We start from the raw sequence: 22499 nt of genomic DNA on the forward strand, positions 1-22499 counted from the left end.
CGTTAGCCGCGAGCCAAGAAAATGACTCCCGCCGTTCTGCCTCTCGGGCGCAATCGTCGCCTGCTGTCGTCTGTCGCCCTCGTCCCTCTGCTCTGGCCGGTCGACGGTCTTGCGCAAACCGCCTCGGCCAATCCGCGCGGTCTCGACCCGATCGTGGTCGAGGGCCAGACCGTACGGCCGTCGAAGCCGCGGCAGGCGGCCAATGCCGGATCGTCGCGCCAGCGCCGCGCAGCGTCGCGTCCCGCCGCCGCCCCGGCCCCCGCGCCGGTCGAGACCGCGGCGAACCGCGCGGCGACTTCGCCCACCTTCAATCTCGGCACCCCGGCCTCGACCGGCAGCCGGCTCGGCCTGACGCCGCTGCAAACGCCGGCCAGCGTCGAGGTGATTCGCGCCGAAACCATCGCCGAGCGCGGCCAGCACAACGTCATCGATGCGGTGACGCAGAACGCCACCGGCTTCACCGCGAGCCCGGCCCCGGGCAATGGCGGCCTGTCCTTCGCCACCCGCGGCTTCACCGGCAACGGCACCGTGATGTCGCTGTACGACGGCACCCGGATGTATGTCGGCTCGGGCACCATGACGTTCCCGTTCGACACCTGGACGGCACAGCGCATCGAGGTGCTGCGCGGCCCGGCCTCGGTGATGTACGGCGAAGGCGCGATCGGCGGCGCGGTCAACGTGATCTCGAAGAAGCCGCTCGACGTGCAGCGCAACGAGGCCGAGATCTCGCTGGACACCAATCTGCTGCGGCGCCTCGCCGTCGACTCAGGCGGCCCGATCAATTCGAACGTGACCTATCGGCTGGCGGCGATCGGCAACATGTCGGACGGTTGGGTGGATCGTGACACAATGTCGAACGTCGCGGTGTCGGGCTCGGTGCGGGTGCAGGCCGCCGACAATCTCGCCTTCACACTGAGCGAAGATTATGCCGACCGCAGCCCGTCGCGTTATTTCGGCACGCCGCTGGTGAACGGCCGGATCGACGAGTCGCTGCGTTTCAAGAACTACAATGTCGGCGACTCCAGCATCCGCTATCGCGACAACTGGACCCAGTTCAAGACCGAGTGGGACGTCGCCGAAGGCGTCTCGGTCAAGAACGTCACCTATTATCTCAGCAGCCACCGCCACTGGAAGGACGTCGAGAGCTACGCCTACAGCCCGACCACCGGCAACATCAACCGCAGCTCCTATATCGAGATCTTCCACGACCAGGAGCAGGTCGGCAATCGCTTCGACACCACCTTCAAGGGCCACCTGTTCGGCCTCGCCAACCAGTTCGTCGCCGGCTTCGACGTCAACCGCATCACCTTCACCCACACCAACAACTCGCCTTATGCCGGCAATTCGTCGGTGAACCCCTACAGCTTCGATCCGGGCAACTTCCTGTGGGTCAGCTCGACCCGGCCGAGCTTCCACACCCAGACGACGCAATACGGTCTGTTCGCCGAGAACCGCCTCAGCCTGACCGATCAGCTCGCGGTGATCGGCGGCGTCCGCTCCGATCACCCGACGGTCGAGCGCACCGATTTCCTCACCCCGGCGAACAGCTTCGAGAAGACCTACTCGGCGCCGAGCTGGCGGGTCGGTGTGGTGTACAACCCGATTCCGGATCTGTCGCTGTACGGCCAGTATGCGACCGCGGTCGATCCCGTCACCAACCTGATCACCATGACCGGGGTAAACCGCGACTTCGCGCTGTCGACCGGCAAGCAAATCGAGGTCGGCATCAAGCAGCAGCTCGCCGGCGGCCGCGCCGAATGGACGCTGTCGGCGTATCAGATCGTCAAGAACAACCTGCTGGCGCGCGATCCGCAGAATCCCGCCAACACCAACCCGCTGCAGATCGGCCAGCAATCGTCGCGCGGCATCGAAGCCTCGGCTGGCCTCAAGGTCACCGACACGCTGCGGCTCGACGCCAACGTCGCGTGGCTGCGGGCCAAATACGACGACTTCACCCAGGTGGTCGGCGGCCAGGTGGTAAACTACGCCGGCAACGTTCCGGCCAACGTGCCGCAGGTGGTCAGCAACATCTGGGCGACCTGGGCGTTCGCGCCGGGCTGGTCGGCCAATGCCGGCGTGCAGCTCGTCGGCGACACCTGGGCCGACAACGCCAACACCCTGGTGCGGCCCGCCTATAACGTCGTCAATGCCGGCCTGATGTGGAAGCCGGATGCTCGGCAGACGCTGGCACTCCGGGTCTACAATCTGTTCGACACCGTCTACGCAACCTCCGGCGGCACGTCGCAGTGGATCCTCGGCATGCCGCGCACCGCGGAACTGTCCTACAACGTGAAGTTCTAAAGCGATGCAAAGCGTCGTCAGGCGCGGCAAGCGGTGGCTGTATCTCGGCCACCGCTGGCTCGGCATCGCCGGGTGTCTGCTGTTCGCGATGTGGTTCATCTCCGGCGTGGTGATGATGTACGTCGCGTTTCCGCATCTCGACAAACAGGAGCGCTGGGCGGCTCTGCCCGATCTCGCCTGGCAGCGCGTCACGCTGTCGCCCGATCAGGCGATGCAGGTGGCCGGCGCCAAGGCCTATCCGCGCGAGCTGCGGCTGGTGATGCTCGATACCGAACCGGTGTACCGGCTGCTCGACTGGAGCGGCCGGCGCACCACTGTGTCGGCGATCGATGGCCGCAAGATCGATCAGGTCAGCGCCGATCAGGCGCTGGGAATCGCGCGGCATCATCCGGCCGCCGCCGCACCGCGACTGATCGAGACGGTCGATCGCGACCAATGGAGCGTGACGTCGCGCTACGATCCGTTCAGGCCGCTGTATCTGATCGGTCTCGGCGATGCTGCCGGGACCGATCTCTATGTCGGGTCGCGCGGCGGCGAGATCGTGCTCGACACCACGCGGGGCGAGCGGGTCTGGAACTGGCTCGGCGCGATCCCGCACTGGATCTACTTCACGGTGCTGCGCCAGGACGGGCCGCTGTGGCGGCAGGTGGTGCTGTGGGTTTCGGGCGTGCTGATGCTGGTGGCGATCAGCGGCATCTGGATCGGCCTGCTGCGCGCCGGCCTGCGGCGGCGCTATGCGTCGGGCCGGGTCACGCCGTATCGCGGCTGGATGGCATGGCACCACATCGCCGGCCTGATCGGCGGCGTAGTGGTACTGACCTGGATGTTCTCCGGCTGGCTGTCGATGAATCCGGGCGAGGCCTTCGCCCGCCGCGGCGAGAGCCGCGACATGCTGCAGCGCTATGCCGGCCACGACGCTCCGACGATCGCGGACAGGCTGCCGGCGACCGCGATGCCGGGCGTCGTCGAAGCCCGCTTCGTCTGGATCGGCGGCACACCGCTGATGCTGGTAGCGCATCGCGACGGCCGCCAGACGCTGATCGATCCGCAATCCGGCGCCCCGACGCGCCTGCCGGAGGATGCGGTCGTGGCCGCCGCGGCGCGGCTGCTGCCGGATGCGGCGATCGTCCTGCGCCAGCGGCTCGATCGCTACGATGTCTATTGGTATCAGCACCATCGCCAGCGCGTGCTGCCGGTGCTGCGGGTCGGGTTCGACGATCCGGCCGCGACCTGGGTTCACCTCGATCCGGCCACCGGCGAACTGCTCGGACGCAGCGATACCAGCGCGCGCAGCTATCGCTGGCTGTTCAATGCGCTGCACAGTTTCGATTTCCCGGTGCTGCTGGCCTGGCGGCCGGCATGGGATCTGCTGGTGATCGCGCTGTCGCTGGCCGGCCTGGTGATCTCGATCAGCGGCGTGGTGATCGGCTGGAGGCGGCTGCTGCGCTGAACCCTACACTCACACCGCCTGGGGCCGGACGCCGCGCACCGGCGGCAGCGGCGAAGCGTCGGACAGCAGCAGCTTGCGATCGGCGACGGCGTTGTGGAACTGCTCCAGCGCGATGCTGAAGGCAGTGAGCGCGGCGCTGTCGATCGCGCCGTTCTCATAGGCGTCGAGCGTGTCGCGCAGGATCGCGTCGGCCTCGGTCTGCATGGTGTCGAGCTCCTCGGCGGAGCTGCACCGCCGCGCCGTCGCCAGCATGTCGAGCAGCCGCTGGCGCTGCGCCGCCGTGCTGGTGCGCTCGTCCTTGCGCAGATAGCTGGCGAACCAGGCGCCGGCCGAGCCGATCAGCGACAGCCCCATCAGCGAGAACCAGATCAGGTCGCTGTAGCGATCGAGAAAACTCCGCTCCTCGCCGTCCACATAGGCGGCGGCGCCCGGCTGCACCGGGATCACGGCGTCCTTGTCGGTATCCGGGGTTTCGATCTTCGCCGCCAGCGGCACTTCCGACATCACGATCTGCCGCGCGGTGAAGAGCTGCTCGGTGAAGGTCGCGATCGTGGTGTCCGAGGCGCCGTCGCGCGCCACGATGTAGTGGGAGAAGCTGACAGTCTTGATCTCGTTGTCCGGGCGCACCGGAGCACCGCCAAACGCACCGGCCGGAATCGAGGTGGCCTCGTAGGACGGATGGTTGGCGGCCAGCGCCTCGGCGGAGTCGACCGACAGGAACACAGGTTCACGGCCGGTATGCGCGGTCGCCAGCACGGCATCGGCGATCGTCTTGCTGTTGAGCGGGCCGGCGGCGAGCAGCGCATCGACCTTGCGGCTGCGGACCGCTTCGGCGACCTCGCCGGCCGGCAGCGCAATGCTCTGCACTTTCGCCGGATCGACACCGTATTGCTGCAGGATCACGCCGAGCAGCCCGGCGTTGGCCTCGGTGCGGCCGACCACGCCGACGCGCTTGCCGGCCAGATCCGTGATCCCGGCAATCGCGCTGCTCTTGCCGGACTTGCGCTTGGCTTTCTGCTCGGCGCTCGCCGGCGCCCCCAGCACCGCGACGTTCTTGTGCAGCACCGCAACCGACTGAGCCACTTTCGGCACCGGCAGATCACCGCGGATCACCGCGAGATCGACGGTGCCCGACTTCAAGGCGACCGCGCTGGCGGCCGGGCCGTCGGTCACCACCGGCCGCAGCCGGACGGTGTTGCGCTCGCGCGCGAACACCTGGGCGAGCGCCTGGATCAGCTTGTAGTCGTCGCCGGTCTGCGGCCCGACGGCGATTTTCAGGGTCACCGGGCGCATCGCGAAGTAATAGCCTGCACTGACGGCCCCGATCAGCGCCAGAATCGTCGCCAGCAGGATCAGCGTCATTCTCCGCCGCGGCGAACGCGGAGATGGTTGCAGCACGGCCTCCCCCGGATCGGGTCCGTCCATTGACCGGGACAATAGCCGCGCGCTGTTCATCCGTGATCCGGACCCATCGGGTTTGGCCGTTCCATCGAAGCTGTGTAGTTCCGCCGACGAGACGGCTGGGGAACTGATGGCTATCGCAGCGGTTTGGCCGCATTATGGTCGGCGGAGCGCGCTTGGCGGCGCGGACGCCGGTTGCGGGACCGAGGCGCAGGACAGAGGCGCAGGACAGACAAGGCAGGAACAGCACGCATGGTGGAACCGTTGTCGGCCGGGGAACTACGATCCGCATTGCAGGATTTGCCGGGTTGGAGCGCATGCACCGACCGGGCGGCGATCGGCCGCAGCTTCGTGTTCGCGGATTTCAGCGAGGCGTTCGGTTTCATGGCGCGGGTCGCGCTCGCCGCCGAGAAGGCCGATCACCATCCGGACTGGCGCAACGTCTATAAAACCGTGGACGTGACGCTGACGACTCACGACGCCGGCGGCGTGACGGCTCGCGATGTCGCACTGGCGAAAGTCATCGATGCGATCGCAGGGCCGCTCGGCGCCGGATGACGGAGAACCTTGCGGGCGGAGCGACAAATTCCCAGATCTGACGAATGATGAACCGCCGCGGTTCGCCGGAGTGCTGACGATGACGAGCGATTACAGCGTAGGGTTCGAGCCCGCCGACAGGCTGGCGCAGGATCCCGAACAGGTGCGCCGCCGGTTCTGGCGCAAGCTCAAGGGCGTCGCCGCCAGATTGCCGTTCGCCGAGGACATCCTGGCGGCTTACTACTGCGCGTTTGACCGGCAGACCCCTCGACATGTGCAGATCGCGCTGCTCGGCGCGATCGCTTACTTCGTCCTGCCGTTCGATCTTGCGCCGGACATCCTGCCGGTACTCGGCTTTACCGACGATGCGGCGATCCTGGCGGCCGCAATCAGGATGGTGGCGGGCAACATCACGCCCGCACATCGCGAAGCCGCCCGGGTCGCGATGCAGCGCGGGTTGGAGGACGAGGCTTAACGCCGCCCCAGCGCGTCAGGCCGTCTCGCTCATCCGCGCCATCACCTGCGTGGCCAGCTTTGCCCGCTGCGCAATCGCCTCCGCGCTGAGCGGCGGCTCGCCGAGAAGCGCCTGCAATGGCGCGATGCCGATCAACACCGAGAAGAATACGCTGATCAGCGTCGCGATATCGTCGCGCCGGATGATGCCGCGCGCCGCGGCGTGCTCGAAGAAGCGCGTCGCCGCCTGCGTCACCGGCCCCCTGCCGCTGGCCTCGAGCTCGCGGGCGACCGAACCGCCGCCGCGCCCCGCCTCGGCGATCGCCAGCCGGTACATCGCGGTCCGTTCGGCGTGCAGCAGTTCGCCGAGGAAGATCCGTCCGAACTGCTCCAGCACCGCCAGGAATTGCGCTTTGTCCTGCGGCTCCGGAAGCTGGGGCGATGGCTGCATTTTGGCCGCGCCATAGCGCACCAGCGCGGTCAGAATCTCCTGCTTGCTGGCGAAGAACTCATACAGCGTGCGTTTCGAAATCCGGGCGCGGCGCACGATTTCGGCCGTCGTCGCCGCATCGAAGCCCTTCTCGACGAACACCTCGAACGCCGCCTGAAGGATCGCCGCCCGGCGCGGGTCGGCGGTGTTTTCTTGTTTTTTGTCCATTGCTTAGTGGCCGGTCCGCAGACTGCACAGATTCCGGTACCAACTGGTACCAGATGTGCTATGGTTTGGTACCGAATGGTACCGCAGTCTGGGGCGACGTCAACGCCGCAACGGCTCGCCGGACCGGAGGCCTCGGAGGCAGCATGAAGACCTTCCTGACGGTGAAGCTGGTCCTGGTCCCGTTTGCGGTGTTCTGGATCCTGCTGGCGCTCCATCAACCCGCCTGGGCAATCTGGCTCGGCCTCGGTCTGTCGCTCGCGGGCAATGCCTGGCGCGGCCACCGGCGCGAATTGTTCGTGCTCGAGGCCGGCGGGCTGGTGCTGTTCGCCGGCCTCGCGGCGCTGCATCTGGTCGCACCGGCGATCGCAGTCGCCAACGCGCTGTGGCTGTCGTTCGCGGGGCTGTCGACCATCAGCGTGCTCAGCCTCGCGGCGCGGCGGCCGTGGACCGCAGACTATTCGCGCGCCGCCCATCCGGACAACGCCGGCACGCCGCAATTCTTCATGATCAACGCAGCGATCACGGCGCTGTGGGCGGTGCTGTTCGCGGTGATCGCCGCCGGCCGCCATCTGGGCGCACCGGCGGAAGTGATCGGCGCGATCGTCACGGTCGGCGCGCTGGTCTCGATCTTCGGGCCGAAGCTGGCGATCCGTTTCGTGATGCAGCGACTAGCTGATGCGCCGGAGAGCTATCGCTGGCCCGCACCGTCGTTTGCCGCCGACCAGACAGAGGATTGCGACGTCGTGGTGATCGGCGCCGGAATCGGCGGCCTCACTGCCGCCGCACTGCTGGCCGACGCCGGGCTGAAAGTGAAGGTGTTCGACCAGCACGTCGTGCCCGGCGGCTACTGCCACAGTTACTTGCGCAAGGCGCATCATCTGAACGAGCCGGTGCTGTACCGGTTCGACGCCGGCCCGCACGATTTCTCCGGCGTGCAGCCGGGCGGGCCGTTCGCTACGCTGCTGCGGCGGCTCGGCGTCGCCGACCGCATCGTCTGGGAGCGGGTGACCCAGAGCTTCCATACCGAGCACGGAATGATCGGCGTCCCACCCGACTGGCGTGACTACGTCCGGCTGCTCGGTGAGCGGTTTCCGGGCAGCGCCACAGGTATTCAGGCGCTGTTCGAGGAGATCAAGGCAATCTTCGACGACATGTTCGCCACTGCCGCCGGCCGCGGCGGAATTCCCGGCCCGCCGGCGACGATCGAGGAATTGCTGGCGTTTCCGCGCGCCCATCCGCACGCCTACAAATGGATGAACCGTCCGTTCGCCGAACTGGTCGCGGCGCATGTCGACGATCCGGCCGTGGTGGCGGTGATCGACGGGCTGTCCGGCTATATCGGCGACGGCAGCGAGCGGCCGAGCTGCGCCAGGATGGTGCCGATCTTCGGTTATTACTTCCACGGCGGCTACTATCCACGCGGCGGTTCGGGCGTCGTCGCCGAGGCGATGGTTGCGGCGATCGAGGCTCGCGGCGGCGAGGTGCGGGTGAAGACGGCGGTGCAACGGATCCTGGTCGAGAACGGCTGCGCCGCCGGCGTGATACTCGCCAGCGGCGAGACGGTGCGAGCCCGCGCGGTGGTGTCGAACGCCGACTTCAAGCGCACGATGCTCGAACTGGTGCCGCCCGACGCGCTGCCGCGGCGGTTCCGCAGCCAGGTGGCGGACGCGGCCCCGGCAAATTCGTGCTTCAGCGTTCATCTCGGGGTCGATTGCGTGCCGGACCTCGGCCCGTCGACGCATCTGCAGGCGCCGATCAAGCTCGGCATCGCGATGATGTCGAAGCTCGATCCCTCCGCGGCGCCGCCGGGCCATGCGATCCTGTCGCTGATCGCGCTGGTGCCGCACGCCGAGGCGCGGAGCTGGTTTCCGCACGACCACGACGGCAACGATTACAAGGTCTGGCGACGTTCGGACGACTATCTGCGGCGCAAGCGGGAATTCGGCGACCGGATGATCGCCGCCGCCGAGACCGTGATCCCGAACCTGGCGCGGCACATCGTGTATCGCACCGACGCCAGCCCGGTGACCTACGCGCGCTACGACTGGGCGAGCTTCGGTTCGATCTACGGGATGTCGACCGCGGGACAGCTTCGAGGCTCGAAAACGCCGCTGCGCAATCTGGTTATCGCCGGCGGCGGCAATATCGGTGCCGGCATCGAGGCGGTGGTGATCTCCGGCGCCAACGCCGCCGAGGCGCTGCTGCCCGGCGTGCTGGCGAGGGCGCAACCGGCCGCAAGCGAGCCCGCCGCGGCTACGAGGCCGGAGTTGATGCCGGCGTAACGCGATCACCGCGTAGCTTGCTGATACAAGGGTGAGTTAGGCGCTGTTGCGCCGTAACCCACCCACTTCGCGCGGCGACGAGAAACGGTGGGTTACGCGCTGCGATTCAGCATTCTCACGGATGCAGGATCACCTTGCCCATAGCCTGCCGGCCGGCGAGCACTTTCAGCGCGTCTGCGGTCTGCGCCAGCGGGAAGGTGCGGTCGACATGCGAGGAGATCTTGCCCTCGGCGGCCCACTTGACCAGCTTCTCGAGATTGGCGCGGTTCTTCTCCGGATTGATCCGCGTCCACGCACCCCAGAACACACCGCGGATATCGCAGCCCTTCAGCAGCGCGAGGTTGAGCGGCATCTTCGGAATGTCGCCGGCGGCGAAGCCGATCACCAGGAAGCGGCCCTCCCAGGCGATCGAACGCAGCGCTGCTTCGGCGTAAGCGCCGCCGACCGGATCGAACACGATATCGACGCCCTTGCCGCCGGTGAGCTTCTTCAGCCCCTCTTTCAGATCTTCGGTCGCATAGTTCAGCGTCAGCTCGGCGCCGTGCTGTTTGGCGAATTCGAGCTTCTCGTCCGAGGAGGCGCAGGCGATGACTTTGAACCCCATCAGCTTGCCGAGCTCGCACGCCGCAAGGCCGGTGCCACCGGCAGCGCCGAGCACCGCGAGTGTCTCGCCCGGCTTCGGGCTGGCACGGTCTTCCAGCGCATGCAGCGCAGTGCCGTAGATGATGAAGATGCCGGCGGCGCGGTCGTAATCGAGACTGTCGGGGATCTTGACGATCGACGCGGCCGGCAGCGCGATCTTTTCGCGCGCGCCATTGTGGCCGCAGGACGCGGCGACGCGGTCGCCGGGCTTGAGGTCGGTGACGCCTTCACCGACGCTCTCGATCACGCCCGCGACTTCCGCGCCTGGCGAGAACGGGAACGGCGGCTTGATCTGGTACTTGCCCTGGATCATCAGGATGTCGAAGAAATTCAGCGCCGCCGCCTTGATGGCGATCACCGCCTCGCCGGGGCCGGCGACCGGATCGGGCACGTCGGCGTAAACGAGATCGTCGGGACCGCAATATTGCTGGCAGAGAATGGCCTTCATGTATCCACCCGGGTGCGAGGTTTGTGATTGCCTGCCGTTCTGCCGGATTTGCACGGCAGGGACAATCGGATTCGGGCCGAGCGTTCTGCCGCGTTGTCATTGCCGGGCTTGACCCGGCAATCCATCCGTTCTCGAAAGATGATGGATGCCCGGATCAGGTCCGGGCATGACGCCGCGTGCGGGACTACGCCCGCGTGAATTCCGCTACGCGGTCAATCAAGGAGCCGTGCGATGTTCGAGGCTGGTCTGCTCGCGAACAAACGAATTCTGATTACAGGCGGCGGTTCCGGATTGGGCGCCGCGATGGCGGCACGCTTCGCCGAACTCGGCGCGTCGCTGGTACTGTGCGGGCGACGCGCCGAGGTGCTGCAGCACACCGCAGAGCGAATTCGGTCGCATGGCGGCGAAGTCGACGCCATCGTTTGCGACGTGCGCGATCCGCAAGCGGTGGAAGGCATGCTCGACGCCATCTGGCGTGATGCGCCGCTCGATGTCTTGATCAACAACGCCGCCGCGACCTTCATCGCGCAGACCGAACGGCTGTCGGCGCGCGCCGCCGACGCGATCCTGGCGCCGACGCTGCACGGCGCGATGTACTGCACGCTCGGTGCCGGCCGGCGCTGGATCGACGGCGGACGCGCCGGCGTGGTGGTCAGCATCCTGTCGACCTCGACGATCACCGGCCGCGCCTTCACGGTGCCGTCGGCGATGGCGAAGTCGGCGGTGCTGGCGATGACCAAGAGCCTCGCGGTCGAGTGGGGTCCAAAACAGATCCGCCTGGTGGCGATCGCGCCCGGCGCATTTCCGACTGCGGGCGCGACCGCACAACTGCAGCCGGACGGCCGAGCCGCCGATCCGGCCGCGCGCGTGCCGCTCGGTCGCGTCGGCAATCACGACGAGCTTGCCAATCTCGCCAGCTTCCTGATTTCGGATCACGCCGGCTACATCAACGGCGAGATGGTGGTGCAGGACGGTGGCGCGCATCTGCGCAGTTCCGGTGCCGAAGACCTGCTGCATTGGAGCGATCAGCAATGGACCGCGCATCGCGCGGCCCGCGCCAAATCCTGATTGTACAGCAGATACATGCGGCACCCGGAAGGTGCCCGCCGGGTGCTTTGACGCCTTCACAGAATCGGCCATCCCGGCTATTCCGGGCAGCGTGAACAGGCGAGCCGCGCAAGCCATGTTGCAGTCACAATGATGAGGGACCAGACTTGCCCATGATCTTGAGGCGAATGCTGATGACCGCGTTGGCGGGTTCATTGCTGGTTGCGGCGGGCAACGCTGCGGTGGCGCGCGAGGCCAAGGGCAAGGCGGGCGCGACGCCGGCGGCCGCATCCGGCGGCGCGGAGCCGACGCTGATCGGCCAGTTCGGCAGTTGGGGCGCCTATACGGCTGCGCCCGGGGGCAAGAAAGTGTGCTTCGCCCTTGCCAAGCCGTCGTCGTCCAAGACCAACCCGCCAAACCGGCCGCGCGATCCGGCCTATGCGTTCATCTCCACCCGTCCGGCCGAAAAGGTCGTGAACGAGGTCTCGGTGATGGTCGGCTACCCGCTGAAGCCGGGCTCGGAATCCACCATCGACGTCGGCAGCGCCTCGTTCGCGATGTACTCTCAGGGCGACGGCATCTGGATCAAGAACGCCGCCGAGGAGGATCGCCTGGTCGAGGCGATGCGCAAAGGCGCCGAGATCACCGTGAAAGGCGTGTCCTCCAGGGGAACCGCCAGCACCGACGTGTTCTCGCTGAAGGGCCTGTCGCAAGCGCTCGACAAGGTGGCGCAGGCCTGCGGCAGCTAAGGAGCTCTCCACCGGCCGCCGCTATTGAGGACGGCCGCTCCGTTAGGTAAAGCAATCCGCCAGACACGACCCGCCGGCCGGCGACAACCGGGTGGCGGGTTCCTATATGCACGGCGACCTGCGACTTTCGCCCGCCCTGCATGCCCGGCGCTGAACGGCCGGCCGCCAACCTGACGTGATGCGATGACGCCTTCTGCAGCCTCGGCCCTGGTCGAGAAGACACCGCTGGAAACCTATGTGCCGCCGGCCAAGCCGTCGCTGATCGGCCTGTCGCGGGCGCAATTGTGCGACCGGCTCGGCGAAATCGGCGTGGCGCCGCCCCAGCGCAAGATGCGGGCGCAGCAGCTCTGGCACTGGATGTATGTCCGGGGCGCTCGCGATTTTTCCGAAATGACCAATGTGTCCAAAGAGATGCGCGCGACGCTGGCGGAGCATTTCACGGTCGACCGGCCCGAAGTGGTGGCCGAGCAGATTTCTGCCGACGGCACCCGCAAATGGCTGCTGCGGCTGCCGAGCGGCGGCGACGGCCAGAAGGCTCACGAGGTCGAGTGCGTCTACATTCCGGAAACCGATCGCGGCACGCTGTGCGTCTCGAGCCAGGTCGGCTGCACCCTGAACTGCGCGTTCTGCCACACCGGCACGCAGCGGCTGGTGCGCAACCTGACCGCCGGCGAGATCGTCGGCCAGGTGATGGTGGCGCGCGACCGTCTGAACGACTGGATCGACCGCGAGACGCCGAACGGCAACCGCCTGATCACCAACATCGTGATGATGGGGATGGGCGAGCCCTTGTACAATTTCGACGCGGTGCGCGACGCGCTGCTGATCGTCTCCGACAACGAGGGCATCGGCATTTCGCGGCGGCGGATCACGTTGTCGACCTCCGGCGTGGTGCCGAACATCAAGCGCACCGGCGACGAGATCGGCGTCATGCTGGCGATCTCGTTGCACGCGGTCCGCGACGACCTGCGCGACGAGCTGGTGCCCCTGAACCGGAAATATCCGCTGAAGGAGCTGCTGCAGGCCTGCCGCGACTATCCGGGCGCATCCAACGCACGCCGCATCACCTTCGAATATGTGATGCTGAAGGGCGTCAACGACACGATCGACGATGCACGCAAGCTGGTGCAACTGCTCAAGGGGATTCCGGCCAAGATCAATCTGATCCCGTTCAATCCCTGGCCCGGCTCGAAATACGAGTGCTCGGATTGGGACCAGATCGAGAAGTTCTCGGAGTACATCTTCAATGCCGGCTACTCATCGCCAGTGCGCACCCCGCGCGGCCGCGACATTCTGGCCGCCTGCGGCCAGCTCAAATCCGAAACCGAAAAGCTCTCGGTGCGCGAACGCGACGCGCTGCGCGCGATGGCAATGACGGACTGATCCATGCTGCCCGCCGACGAGATCAAGGGTGTGCTCGCCTTCCTGCGGGAAGCCGAGCGACTCAAGAGCGTGATCCGCAGCGGGTACACGTCCACCGGCCGGCCCGAGAGCACCGCCGAGCACACTTGGCGTCTGTGCCTGATGGCGATGCTGCTCGCCGACGGGCTCGGCGATATCGATGTCGCGCGCCTGTTGAAGATCTGCATCGTCCACGATCTCGGCGAAGCCCTGCACGGCGACGTTCCGGCGGTCGCACAAGTCGAGGGCGACGACAGAGCCGCACGGGAGCGCGCCGATATCGAAACTCTGACGCAGCCGCTCGACGATAAGCGCCGCGCCGAGCTTCTGGGTCTGTGGCACGACTACGAGACCGGAGCCTCGCCGGAAGGGCGGCTCGCCAAGGGGCTCGATAAGCTAGAGACCATCCTACAGCACACCCAGGGCCTCAACCCGGCCGAGTTCGATTACGCGTTCAATCTCGACTACGGCACCAAGCAGACCGCGGTGCACCCGCTGATCGGTGCGATCCGTGCTGAGCTCGACACCGACACCCGCGCGCGGATGGCGGCACAGCAAGCTTCCGGAGCAACCCGCTGATGGCGCTGCTTGTCCGCCTGTTCGCGATTGCGATCGGCTTTCTGCTCGCCTCGATCGCCGCCGGTCTGGTGGTGGTCGGGATGCTGCTGTTTCCGGAACTCACTGAGATCGCCGACGGGCCGATCGACCCCGACGCGCTGAACATCATGATGGGCTTCGGCTTCATCTTCGTATCCGGTTTCGCGCTGCTGCCGGCGCTGGTGGTGGTGCTGATCACCGAGGCGTTCTCGATCCGCAGCGCGCTGGCCTATGCGATCGGCGGAGCGCTGGTCGGGGTTGCCTGCTATCTCGGGCTGGTGCCATTCGACCCCGGGACGCTGCATTTCGACGGCATCATCCGCCGCCATCTCGAAATCATGACCGGTGCCGGCATCGTCGGCGGCATGGTGTATTGGCTGATTGCCGGGCGCAACGCCGGCGCCTGGCGCGATCCGCCGCGCCCGCGCGCGCCGTTGCCGCCTTCCCAACCCGCACCGCCTCCGGTAAACCGCGCCCCATGAACCGCAACGGACTTCTCATCGCGCTGGCGCTGTTCGCCGGCATCGGACTGACGTTCGGGCTGTTCCCGGAGCTCGATCTGTGGCTGGCGGGGCTGTTCTACGATTCCGCCACCAAGACCTTCCCGCTGCGCTCGGTCGACGATCTGGAGTTCGTGCGCGATCTGGCGATGTGGATCGCCTGGGCGATCGCGGCGCCGTCGATTTTCGCGCTGGTGTACAAGATGATCCGCCCCGACCTTCCGCTGGTGATGCCGGGCCGCACCGTGGCGTTCCTGCTGATCAGCATCACGCTGTCGGCCGGCGTCCTCACCAACATGACCTTCAAGAGCCATTGGGGCCGGCCGCGGCCGGCCGCGGTGACCGAATTCAATGGCCCGTGGCAGTTCAAGGCGTGGTGGGACAATTCCGGCGCCTGCCCGAAGAACTGCTCGTTCTTCTCCGGCGAGGGCGCGACCGCCTATTGGACCTTCGCGCCGGCGGCGCTGACGCCGCCCACGGTGCGGCCTTACGCCTACGCGGCGGCCTTCGTGTTCGGCACCGTCACCAGCGGGCTGCGGATGGCGTTCGGCGGGCATTTCTTCACCGACGTGGTGATCGCCGGCCTCGTCACCTTCCTGGTGATCTGGCTGCTCTACGCACTGATCTACCGCTGGGCCTGGAGCCGGACCTCGGACGCCGCGATCGACGCCGCGCTGACCCGGGCGTTCTGGCCGGGATACCGCTGGCGCTCGAAATGGCGCGGCCGCGATGTCGGCCCCGCGCCGGCCACCACCTGACCGGCAATCGAGCTTCGGCCCGCGATTAAACGCGTGCCCGGGCGCGCGAAGTTTGCTATTCGCCCAGCCGAACCGCTTCAACCGATTGGGATTTCCATGACTACGATCTTGAAAAGCCTGCCCAAGGGCGAAAACGTCGGCATCGCTTTCTCAGGGGGTCTCGATACCAGCGCGGCGCTGCTATGGATGAAGCAGAAGGGCGCCAAGGTGTTCGCCTATACGGCAAATCTCGGCCAACCCGACGAGGCCGATTACGACGCGATCCCGCGCAAGGCGATGGAGTTCGGCGCCGAGAAGGCCCGGCTGGTCGATTGCCGCACCCAGCTGGTGCACGAGGGCATCGCGGCGATCCAGGCCGGCGCCTTCCACGTCTCGACCGGCGGCATCGCGTATTTCAACACCACCCCGCTCGGCCGCGCCGTCACCGGCACCATGCTGGTGTCGGCCATGAAGGAAGACGGCGTCAACATCTGGGGCGACGGCTCGACCTACAAGGGCAACGACATCGAGCGGTTCTACCGCTACGGCCTGCTCACCAATCCGGCGTTGCGGATCTACAAGCCCTGGCTCGACCAGCAGTTCATCGACGAACTCGGCGGCCGCGCCGAGATGTCGGCGTTCATGACCGCGCACGGCTTCGCCTACAAGATGAGCGCCGAGAAGGCGTATTCGACCGACAGCAATCTGCTCGGCGCCACCCACGAGGCCAAGGATCTCGAACACCTCGACTCGGGCATCAAGATCGTCGTCCCGATCATGGGCGTGCCGTTCTGGCGCGACGACTGCGCGGTGAAGGCAGAGGCCGTCACGGTGCGGTTCGAGGAAGGCCAGCCGGTCGCGCTCAATGGCCAGACCTTCACCGATCCGGTCGCGCTGTTTGACGAAGCCAATGCGATCGGCGGTCGCCATGGGCTCGGCATGAGCGACCAGATCGAGAACCGCATCATCGAGGCCAAGAGCCGCGGCATCTACGAGGCGCCCGGCATGGCGCTGCTGCACATCGCCTATGAGCGGCTGGTCACCGGCATCCACAACGAGGACACCATCGAGCAGTACCGCATCAACGGCATGAAGCTCGGCCGGCTGCTGTATCAGGGCCGCTGGTTCGATTCGCAGGCCCTGATGCTGCGCGAGACCGCGCAGCGCTGGGTCGCCCGTGCCGTCACCGGCGAGGTGACGCTGGAGCTGCGCCGCGGCAACGACTACTCGATCCTCAACACCGTCAGCCCGAACCTGACCTATGCGCCGGAGCGGCTGAGCATGGAGAAGGTCGAGGACGCGCCGTTCACGCCGGCCGACCGCATCGGTCAGCTGACCATGCGCAACCTCGACATCACAGACACCCGCGCCAAGCTCGGCCTCTACGCCAAGACCGGCCTGCTGTCGTCCGGCGAAGGCACCCCGATTCCGAAGCTGGAAAACGACAAGGGCTGAGGGCTCGGATCGGGTGCGCATCTTTGCCGGTAACGCATCGAGTATCTTAACCGAAGGATATCTTAGAAAAGATATCTTGCTCTGAGATCGTCCCTGACGTATCTTCCTCACAAGATATCTTGTCGAGAGGATACTTCTCCAATGAGCCCCGACAAACTGAAGCGCCACTACGGAAGCCCGGTGACGGGTGCCCATTATTGGCCGCGTCCCGACATCACGGAACCGATCGTTGCATCGCTCCGGGCCGGCGAAAGCGTGAAGCTGTTCGGGCTGCGGCGCGCCGGCAAATCCAGCGTCATGCTGGCGGTCGAAGAAGCGCTCGCGGGGCACGGGCTGAAGCCCGTCTATGTCGATGTTCAGGGCCACGATCGCATCGACAAGCTACTCTCCGCGCTGCTGGCGGCGCTGCCGGACTCCGACGCGGTTCGCCAGATTTCCCGCGCATTATCGCCCGCTCGTCTCAACCAAGCCGTTGAGTTCTTCAATATGGTCCGCGGCAAGGCGGCGGATGCCCCGGCATCGCCGACCGCCGTCCTCCACCAGGTCGAACTGGTCAGCGGGGACCTCACCAAGGTATTGGCGCAGCAGAACGGTTCGGTGGTGCTGCTGATCGACGAACTGCCTTTCCTGATCGACAACATGCTGAAGCGTGGCGTCAAGGAGGCCGATGTCAACGGCTTCCTGGCAACGCTGCGGTCCTGGCGTCAGGACGGCCGGGTGCCGATGCTGTTATCGGGCTCGATGGGGCTGTCCTGGCTGATCCGCGAGCGCGGCATCGCGCGTGAGCATTTCAACGATCTGATCAAGGGGCTGACGCCTCCGCCGCTCGAAGCCGATGACGCCCGCGCCATGCTCGAGGCGCTGGCGACTGAGGAGGGCTGCACGTGGTTGACGGACGAACTGCTCAATGTCGTCCTTCAGGAACTCGCCGTCACTTATCCCAGCTTCATCCAGTTCGCGTTCGGCCGCCTCAAGGACAACAAGGCACACACGCCCGACGACGTGCGCCGGGTCTTCACCACTCACATCCGCCCGAGCCTGGACGAGGATTTCTATGCCCAGTTCGACACCCGGATGAACCGCTTCGAGGCGAACGACAAGGCGATGGCGCGCGATGTCCTGCGCTGCATCGACAAGGCCGGCGAGGCCGCCGCTGCACTCCCCGAGATCGATCGCGTGCTCGGCAGCCACGCCGCGTCGGACCGCGATGAAATCCTCACCATTCTCATCGAGGACGGTTTTCTCAGCGTCGACACCCGTGCACAGACCGCCAGCTTCTCCTCGCCGCTGGTCCGCACCTGGTGGCAGTCCAAACCGTATCGGCGGTGATCGCGTGGCCCTGCTCAAAGCCTTTAATCCGCACGAACTCTCCGCCGGCACAGTGCTCAGTGTCGCTACCGGCCGCGAAGACCCGCTCGACCGGATCCTTTCGATCGTTCGCGACAACCTGACCGCGCCCACGCCACAGCATGTCATCGTCAGTGCGCCGCGCGGCTACGGCAAGAGCTTCTTTCTGCGCTACGTGCAGATCAAGCTCGACGAGATCGCCAAGGCCGAAAATCTTCCAGTTGCGATGGCGCTGCTGCCGGAAGAACTTCCGCATGTGAAGGAGCCCGAGACGCTGTTGGCAGAAATCCGCCGCACGTTTCTCGGGCAGCCGGCCGATACCATTGGCGTGAGCTGGGTCGAAGACGACGGGCAGGCATGGGATGAGCAGGTCGCCCGCCTCGACGCGGCCATTGACGACCGGTTCAACGGCCGACCAGGGCTATTGGTGGCGGCAGTCGAGAACTTCGATCTGTTGTTGAAGAAGGCGTTTGCCAAGCAGGTGCAGGCGACGCGGCTTCGCGGGCTACTGACGCGGCGAGGCAGCCGCCTGATGCTGATCGCGGCGAGCGCCCGTGGCGCATTCGATCGCAATTACGATCGTCCGTTGTTCAAGGCGTTCGAAGAGATTTCGTTCGAGCCGTGGTCGATCGAGCAGTCGCTCGCCTTCTTCCGGCTGCAGCGCGCCGCAGCCCGCAAGCCGGCGCTCACCGAAGTGCAGGAAGCCAAGGCCAGAGCCGTTGCCACCTTCATCGGCGGCACGCCGCGGCTGGCGACGCTGATCGGCGAAGCGCTGCTGGAGGACGATCCGCTCCGCGCCGCCGACCTGCTGGAGAAACTGGTCGACGAACTGACGCCCTACTACAAAGAGCGTATCGAGGTGCTGCCCTCACGCTCGCAGACGCTGCTCGATGCACTGCTGCGCGGCGGCGAAAACTGTTCGGCGACGGACCTCGCGCGCCGGGTCGGCGCGCCGAGCCAGCCGGCGATCGCCGCGGCGCTCGACGAGTTGAAGAAAGACCTGGTGGTGACCGGCGAGAAGGCACCGGACAGCGCCGAAGTGCTGCTGAGAGTCACCGACCGCGTCTTCGCGCATTACTATCGCAAGCGCATCCTCAGCCACGGCCTCGAAACCTGCCCGCTCGAGGCATTGGTCGACCTGTTGGCGGTGATCTATTCGCCTGAGGAGAAAAAGCGGGAGGCCGACAAATTTGCAGCGCTGGGTTTCGCACGCGAGGCACAAGTGTTCGAACGGCTATGGGCTGCAGATCGAGCGCGGTCGCATCAGGCCCCGGCCGAGAGTTTACAGAATGAACAAGCCTCAGAGTTTGACCAGATCATGGTGGCATGGGATCGCGTTACTGACAAAGGGCTTCACTCGGAGGGGTTAGCCCTTCTGGACCGAGCCTTGGAAGTGGTCCCCGTCGACGCAGCGAAACAAGCGATGATCCTTTTCAATCGTGCTTGGACTCTTGGTCAACTGGGACGCCACGACGAGGCGATTGCGACCGCACGCGAGGCCGCGGCCAAGGCGGCCATCAGCGGCAACATACGTCGGCAGGTTAGGGCGCTCCGTATTGCTGCACTAAGTCTCGGTCAACTCGGGAGGCACGAAGAGGCAATTGCGACAGCGCGAGAGGCGGCGGCCAGGGCCGAGAGCATCGCCGATTTCAACCAGCAGCTTCATGCGCTGCGGACTGCGGTATGGAGCTTCGGCGACCTCGGACGTTACGAGGAAGCTGTTGCACTTGCGCGGGAGGCAGCAGCTATCGCTGCTCGCGCCGGAGATACTGTCGGACAGTCTGAAGCCATTGAAGATGTTGCATGGAGTCTCCTTGGATTGGACTGCAGAGACGAAGCTATTGCAGCCGCGCGCATGGCTGCAGATCTGGTCCAGAAGACTGCTGGTGAAGTGCTATCGGTTTCGATGGCGGAGACTATCCTAGCTGTGCGCCCGGGCTTTGTCGATGTGGAGCTTGCACACCAATCCTATGAAGTCTTGGTGCAGGAGGCCGAATCCAGAGGCAGCGGCAGTCCAGAGTTGTATTTTGATGACATTGCATCCATCGCAACCACTTGTTTTGGTTGGCTACGACTAATTGCGACACTGGCAAGGCATCCTGATGTTGCAGAAAGGATTGCCGAATCGACCGCCGGCCTCGATGAGCCAGGTTTGGCAGTTGCACAGTCATTCCTCGGTGGCGATCGGGATACTGCGCTACGGATGGTCCGCCACGTTGTACCAGCGCTCGTCCAAGCGGTAGAAGACGCATCCGATCCACGCCTTGCAAGGCTTTGGGCTGCCGTGCTCGCGACATCGGCGGAAAGGATCGTCGCCAGCGTCGAAGACCATGCGTTTCTGAACGACGTCGCCGACATCTTCACTGCGCAGACCTCGGTTCCGACGCGCACGACCGCGCTGCTGAGGGCGTCAGCGACCTATCATGCCGCAGGTCGCGATCCTGCGGCGCTGGCGCGGCTCGATCCCGATCTCGCGACGACGCTAAAGGCCGTTTTCCCGCCGAAGGAAAGCGAGACGAAGGCGCAGCGCAAGCCGCGAAAGCGCAGGACTGTGAAGAAAGGCAAGGGATGAGGGCAAGCGACGTCAAATGGGTTAACGTCCCGAAGCCCGTCATTGCCGGCCCAACAGAGTGCGATGGGTTGCGGCGCAACAGCGCATAACCGATCTACAGACCTCCGTCATCCAACCGTCATTTGCCGCTCATACGGTCCCGCGCATCAATCAGGACCGTGATGATGATCAGGCATGTTGTCGCGGCGGCGTTGGCGTCGCTGATGTTCGTTTCGGCTGCTTCGGCTCAGACCATTTATCCGATCGATCGCGCCGAGCTTCTGGCCGGCGCCAAGTTCGATCTCAAGGTCGAGTTCGCCGGCGAGGTCGCCGCCGACACAGCGAGCCTCACCATCAACGGAGCCGACGCCGCGAGCGTGTTTGGCAAGGCCCCGGAGCTGATCGCGCGCGAGGCCGGTCAGCCGCGATCGGCGCTGCTGCTGCGCGACGTGACGCTGAATAGGCCCGGCCGCTACACCATCGAGGCCGGCGATGGCGCAGAGCGTCGCAGCGTGAGCTGGACGGTGTACGACACCGGTCCGCGGCGGGCCAGGAACGTCATCCTGTTCATCGGCGACGGCATGTCGCCGGCGCACCGCGTCGCCGCCCGCATCCTGTCCAAGGGCATCGACCAAGGCCGCGCCCGCGGCAAGCTGGCGATCGACGACATGCCGCAGATGGCGCTGGTGTCGACCGCCGGCAGCGACTCGATCATCACCGATTCCGCCAACGCCGCCAGCGCCTACGCGACCGGCCACAAAGCGGCGGTCAATGCGATGGGGGTCTATGCCGACCGCACCCCCGACCCGCTCGACGATCCCAAGGTCGAGACCCTGGCGTCGCTGGCCAAGCGCAAGCTCGGGCTGGCGGTCGGCATTGTCACCAACACCGAGGTCCAGGACGCGACCCCGGCCGCGGTGATCGCCCACACCCGCCGCCGCGCCGCCTACGATGCCATCGTGGCGCAGTTCTATGCGGCGCAGCCGGACGTATTGATGGGCGGCGGTGCCGCTTACTTCCTGCCGAAGAGCGCCGGCGGCAGACGCAAGGACGATGTCGACTACCTGGCGAAGTTTCGCGACGCCGGCTATTCGGTCGCGGCCACCGCGACGGAGCTCGAAGCTGTCGGCCGGCAAAGCCCGGCAAAACTGCTCGGCCTGTTCGCGCCGGGCAACATGGACGGCGTGCTCGACCGCCGCTTCCTGAAAGGCGGTGGCGTCGCCAAGAACCCGGACCAGCCCGACCTGACCCGGCAGGTCGCGGTCGCGCTCGAGGTGCTGGCGAAAAACGACGCCGGCTTCTTCCTGATGGTCGAATCCGGCCTGATCGACAAATATGCCCATGCGCTCGACATGGAGCGCGCGGTCTACGACACCATCATGCTCGACAACGCGGTGCGCCAGACCCGCGACTGGGCCAAGGCGCGCGGCGACGACACGCTGATCCTGGTGGTGGCCGATCACAATCATCCCAACGCGCTGGTCGGCACGGTGCGCGACGATCTGGCCGAGGGCGACGACGTGCCGCTGCGCGAACGGATCGGCGTGTACGACCGCGCCGGCTTCCCGAACTATCCGGCGCCCGACCAGGACGGCTATCCGGACCGCGTCGATGTCAGCCGGCGTCTCGCGATTTTCTCGGCCAGCCTGCCGGATCACTACGAAACGCTGCGGCCGAAGCTGGACGGCCCCAACCAGCCGACCGAGGCCGGCGACAAGCCCGGCACCTTCAAGGCCAACGACAAGTACAAGGGCGTTCCCGGCGCGGTGCTCAGAATCGGCAATCTGCCGGCGATGATGAACGCCAGCGTGCATTCCGGCGAGGACGTGATCCTCACCGCCGCCGGCCCCGGCAGCGACCGCGTCCACGGCGCGCTGGAGAATTCCGACCTGTTCCGGGTGATGGCCGATGCGCTGGGGCTCGGCGCCGACGCCAAGTAGCAG

18 protein-coding genes are annotated in these 22499 nt (G+C 66.1%); 15 read left to right on the forward strand and 3 right to left on the reverse strand.

Features of this window, described 5'->3' with window-relative positions; all coding sequences use genetic code 11:
- The first annotated feature begins 21 nt into the window (after positions 1 to 21).
- On the forward strand, positions 22 to 2301 hold the full coding sequence (locus tag DU475_RS05550) for a TonB-dependent receptor (protein WP_164631124.1): 2280 nt from the start codon (positions 22 to 24) through the stop codon (positions 2299 to 2301).
- 4 nt (positions 2302 to 2305) lie between these two features.
- Positions 2306 to 3751 (forward strand): PepSY domain-containing protein, encoded by a 1446-nt coding sequence (locus DU475_RS05555; protein ID WP_164631126.1) that lies wholly within the window; start codon positions 2306 to 2308, stop codon positions 3749 to 3751.
- A gap of 9 nt (positions 3752 to 3760) precedes the next feature.
- On the opposite strand, the gene DU475_RS05560 is transcribed toward DU475_RS05555, so the two are convergent.
- Complete coding sequence (locus tag DU475_RS05560) at positions 3761 to 5206, reverse strand: TAXI family TRAP transporter solute-binding subunit (protein ID WP_164631129.1); 1446 nt, start codon at positions 5204 to 5206, stop codon at positions 3761 to 3763.
- Positions 5207 to 5407: 201 nt separating this feature from the next.
- Here DU475_RS05560 and DU475_RS05565 point away from each other — a divergent pair, with 201 nt between their 5' ends.
- Both DU475_RS05565 and DU475_RS05570 read left to right on the forward strand, forming a co-directional pair.
- The gene (locus DU475_RS05565; RefSeq protein ID WP_349644158.1) at positions 5408 to 5710 is read left to right on the forward strand and encodes a 4a-hydroxytetrahydrobiopterin dehydratase; all 303 of its coding nucleotides are present in this window, start codon (positions 5408 to 5410) and stop codon (positions 5708 to 5710) included.
- Positions 5711 to 5789: 79 nt separating this feature from the next.
- Positions 5790 to 6164: a YkvA family protein gene (locus DU475_RS05570; protein ID WP_013500085.1), complete on the forward strand. Its 375-nt coding sequence runs from the start codon at positions 5790 to 5792 to the stop codon at positions 6162 to 6164.
- Between the two features lie 15 nt (positions 6165 to 6179).
- Here the strand turns inward: DU475_RS05570 and DU475_RS05575 are convergent, their stop codons facing one another.
- Entirely contained in the window at positions 6180 to 6800 is a 621-nt protein-coding gene (locus DU475_RS05575) for a TetR/AcrR family transcriptional regulator (RefSeq protein WP_164631133.1), read from the reverse strand.
- Positions 6801 to 6943: 143 nt separating this feature from the next.
- Between DU475_RS05575 and DU475_RS05580 the strand changes: the two genes are divergently transcribed.
- A complete protein-coding gene (locus DU475_RS05580) occupies positions 6944 to 9082 on the forward strand; it encodes a phytoene desaturase family protein (RefSeq protein WP_164631135.1) in 2139 nt (712 codons plus the stop codon).
- A 115-nt stretch (positions 9083 to 9197) separates the two neighbouring features.
- Here DU475_RS05580 and DU475_RS05585 read toward each other — a convergent pair whose 3' ends face one another.
- Positions 9198 to 10172, reverse strand: coding sequence for an NADPH:quinone oxidoreductase family protein (locus DU475_RS05585; protein ID WP_164631137.1), 975 nt, complete (start codon positions 10170 to 10172; stop codon positions 9198 to 9200).
- Positions 10173 to 10403: 231 nt separating this feature from the next.
- Here DU475_RS05585 and DU475_RS05590 point away from each other — a divergent pair, with 231 nt between their 5' ends.
- The 10 genes from DU475_RS05590 to DU475_RS05635 all read left to right on the forward strand — a co-directional run bounded on the left by DU475_RS05590 (position 10404) and on the right by DU475_RS05635 (position 22496).
- Complete coding sequence (locus DU475_RS05590) at positions 10404 to 11240, forward strand: SDR family oxidoreductase (protein WP_047308007.1); 837 nt, start codon at positions 10404 to 10406, stop codon at positions 11238 to 11240.
- 152 nt (positions 11241 to 11392) lie between these two features.
- On the forward strand, positions 11393 to 11968 hold the full coding sequence (locus DU475_RS05595; RefSeq protein WP_041806933.1) for an invasion associated locus B family protein: 576 nt from the start codon (positions 11393 to 11395) through the stop codon (positions 11966 to 11968).
- Positions 11969 to 12151: 183 nt separating this feature from the next.
- Positions 12152 to 13351, forward strand: a complete 1200-nt coding sequence (gene rlmN, locus DU475_RS05600) for a dual-specificity RNA methyltransferase RlmN (protein ID WP_164631145.1) — start codon at positions 12152 to 12154, stop codon at positions 13349 to 13351.
- Positions 13352 to 13354: 3 nt separating this feature from the next.
- Complete coding sequence (locus DU475_RS05605) at positions 13355 to 13948, forward strand: HD domain-containing protein (RefSeq protein WP_164631147.1); 594 nt, start codon at positions 13355 to 13357, stop codon at positions 13946 to 13948.
- Complete coding sequence (locus tag DU475_RS05610) at positions 13948 to 14448, forward strand: hypothetical protein (RefSeq protein WP_164631149.1); 501 nt, start codon at positions 13948 to 13950, stop codon at positions 14446 to 14448. The genes DU475_RS05605 and DU475_RS05610 overlap by 1 nt, the downstream gene beginning before the upstream one ends.
- On the forward strand, positions 14445 to 15224 hold the full coding sequence (locus tag DU475_RS05615; protein WP_013500076.1) for a phosphatase PAP2 family protein: 780 nt from the start codon (positions 14445 to 14447) through the stop codon (positions 15222 to 15224). Before DU475_RS05610 ends, DU475_RS05615 begins: the two co-directional genes overlap by 4 nt.
- Before the next feature lie 96 nt (positions 15225 to 15320).
- Positions 15321 to 16658, forward strand: a complete 1338-nt coding sequence (gene argG / locus DU475_RS05620) for an argininosuccinate synthase (RefSeq protein WP_164631151.1) — start codon at positions 15321 to 15323, stop codon at positions 16656 to 16658.
- A 141-nt stretch (positions 16659 to 16799) separates the two neighbouring features.
- Positions 16800 to 17987: a hypothetical protein gene (locus DU475_RS05625; RefSeq protein ID WP_164631154.1), complete on the forward strand. Its 1188-nt coding sequence runs from the start codon at positions 16800 to 16802 to the stop codon at positions 17985 to 17987.
- 4 nt (positions 17988 to 17991) lie between these two features.
- Positions 17992 to 20577, forward strand: coding sequence for a hypothetical protein (locus tag DU475_RS05630; RefSeq protein WP_164631156.1), 2586 nt, complete (start codon positions 17992 to 17994; stop codon positions 20575 to 20577).
- A gap of 161 nt (positions 20578 to 20738) precedes the next feature.
- Positions 20739 to 22496, forward strand: coding sequence for an alkaline phosphatase (locus DU475_RS05635; RefSeq protein WP_164631158.1), 1758 nt, complete (start codon positions 20739 to 20741; stop codon positions 22494 to 22496).
- Positions 22497 to 22499 lie beyond the last annotated feature (3 nt).

Source organism: Rhodopseudomonas sp. WA056, assembly GCF_010906995.1.
Taxonomy (GTDB): Bacteria; Pseudomonadota; Alphaproteobacteria; order Rhizobiales; family Xanthobacteraceae; genus Rhodopseudomonas; species Rhodopseudomonas palustris_G.

What these genes read in the sequence shown, in the direction of transcription:
- DU475_RS05605 (WP_164631147.1), top strand. Translation starts at nt 13,355, where the DNA reads ATGCTGCCCGCCGACGAGATCAAGGGTGTGCTCGCCTTCCTGCGGGAA.
- DU475_RS05595 (WP_041806933.1), top strand. Translation starts at nt 11,393, where the DNA reads ATGATCTTGAGGCGAATGCTGATGACCGCGTTGGCGGGTTCATTGCTG.
- rlmN (WP_164631145.1), top strand. Translation starts at nt 12,152, where the DNA reads ATGACGCCTTCTGCAGCCTCGGCCCTGGTCGAGAAGACACCGCTGGAA.
- DU475_RS05560 (WP_164631129.1), bottom strand. Translation starts at nt 5,206, where the DNA reads ATGAACAGCGCGCGGCTATTGTCCCGGTCAATGGACGGACCCGATCCG.
- DU475_RS05635 (WP_164631158.1), top strand. Translation starts at nt 20,739, where the DNA reads ATGATGATCAGGCATGTTGTCGCGGCGGCGTTGGCGTCGCTGATGTTC.
- argG (WP_164631151.1), top strand. Translation starts at nt 15,321, where the DNA reads ATGACTACGATCTTGAAAAGCCTGCCCAAGGGCGAAAACGTCGGCATC.
- DU475_RS05555 (WP_164631126.1), top strand. Translation starts at nt 2,306, where the DNA reads ATGCAAAGCGTCGTCAGGCGCGGCAAGCGGTGGCTGTATCTCGGCCAC.
- DU475_RS05575 (WP_164631133.1), bottom strand. Translation starts at nt 6,800, where the DNA reads ATGGACAAAAAACAAGAAAACACCGCCGACCCGCGCCGGGCGGCGATC.
- DU475_RS05585 (WP_164631137.1), bottom strand. Translation starts at nt 10,172, where the DNA reads ATGAAGGCCATTCTCTGCCAGCAATATTGCGGTCCCGACGATCTCGTT.
- DU475_RS05610 (WP_164631149.1), top strand. Translation starts at nt 13,948, where the DNA reads ATGGCGCTGCTTGTCCGCCTGTTCGCGATTGCGATCGGCTTTCTGCTC.
- DU475_RS05590 (WP_047308007.1), top strand. Translation starts at nt 10,404, where the DNA reads ATGTTCGAGGCTGGTCTGCTCGCGAACAAACGAATTCTGATTACAGGC.
- DU475_RS05580 (WP_164631135.1), top strand. Translation starts at nt 6,944, where the DNA reads ATGAAGACCTTCCTGACGGTGAAGCTGGTCCTGGTCCCGTTTGCGGTG.
- DU475_RS05570 (WP_013500085.1), top strand. Translation starts at nt 5,790, where the DNA reads ATGACGAGCGATTACAGCGTAGGGTTCGAGCCCGCCGACAGGCTGGCG.
- DU475_RS05625 (WP_164631154.1), top strand. Translation starts at nt 16,800, where the DNA reads ATGAGCCCCGACAAACTGAAGCGCCACTACGGAAGCCCGGTGACGGGT.
- DU475_RS05550 (WP_164631124.1), top strand. Translation starts at nt 22, where the DNA reads ATGACTCCCGCCGTTCTGCCTCTCGGGCGCAATCGTCGCCTGCTGTCG.
- DU475_RS05615 (WP_013500076.1), top strand. Translation starts at nt 14,445, where the DNA reads ATGAACCGCAACGGACTTCTCATCGCGCTGGCGCTGTTCGCCGGCATC.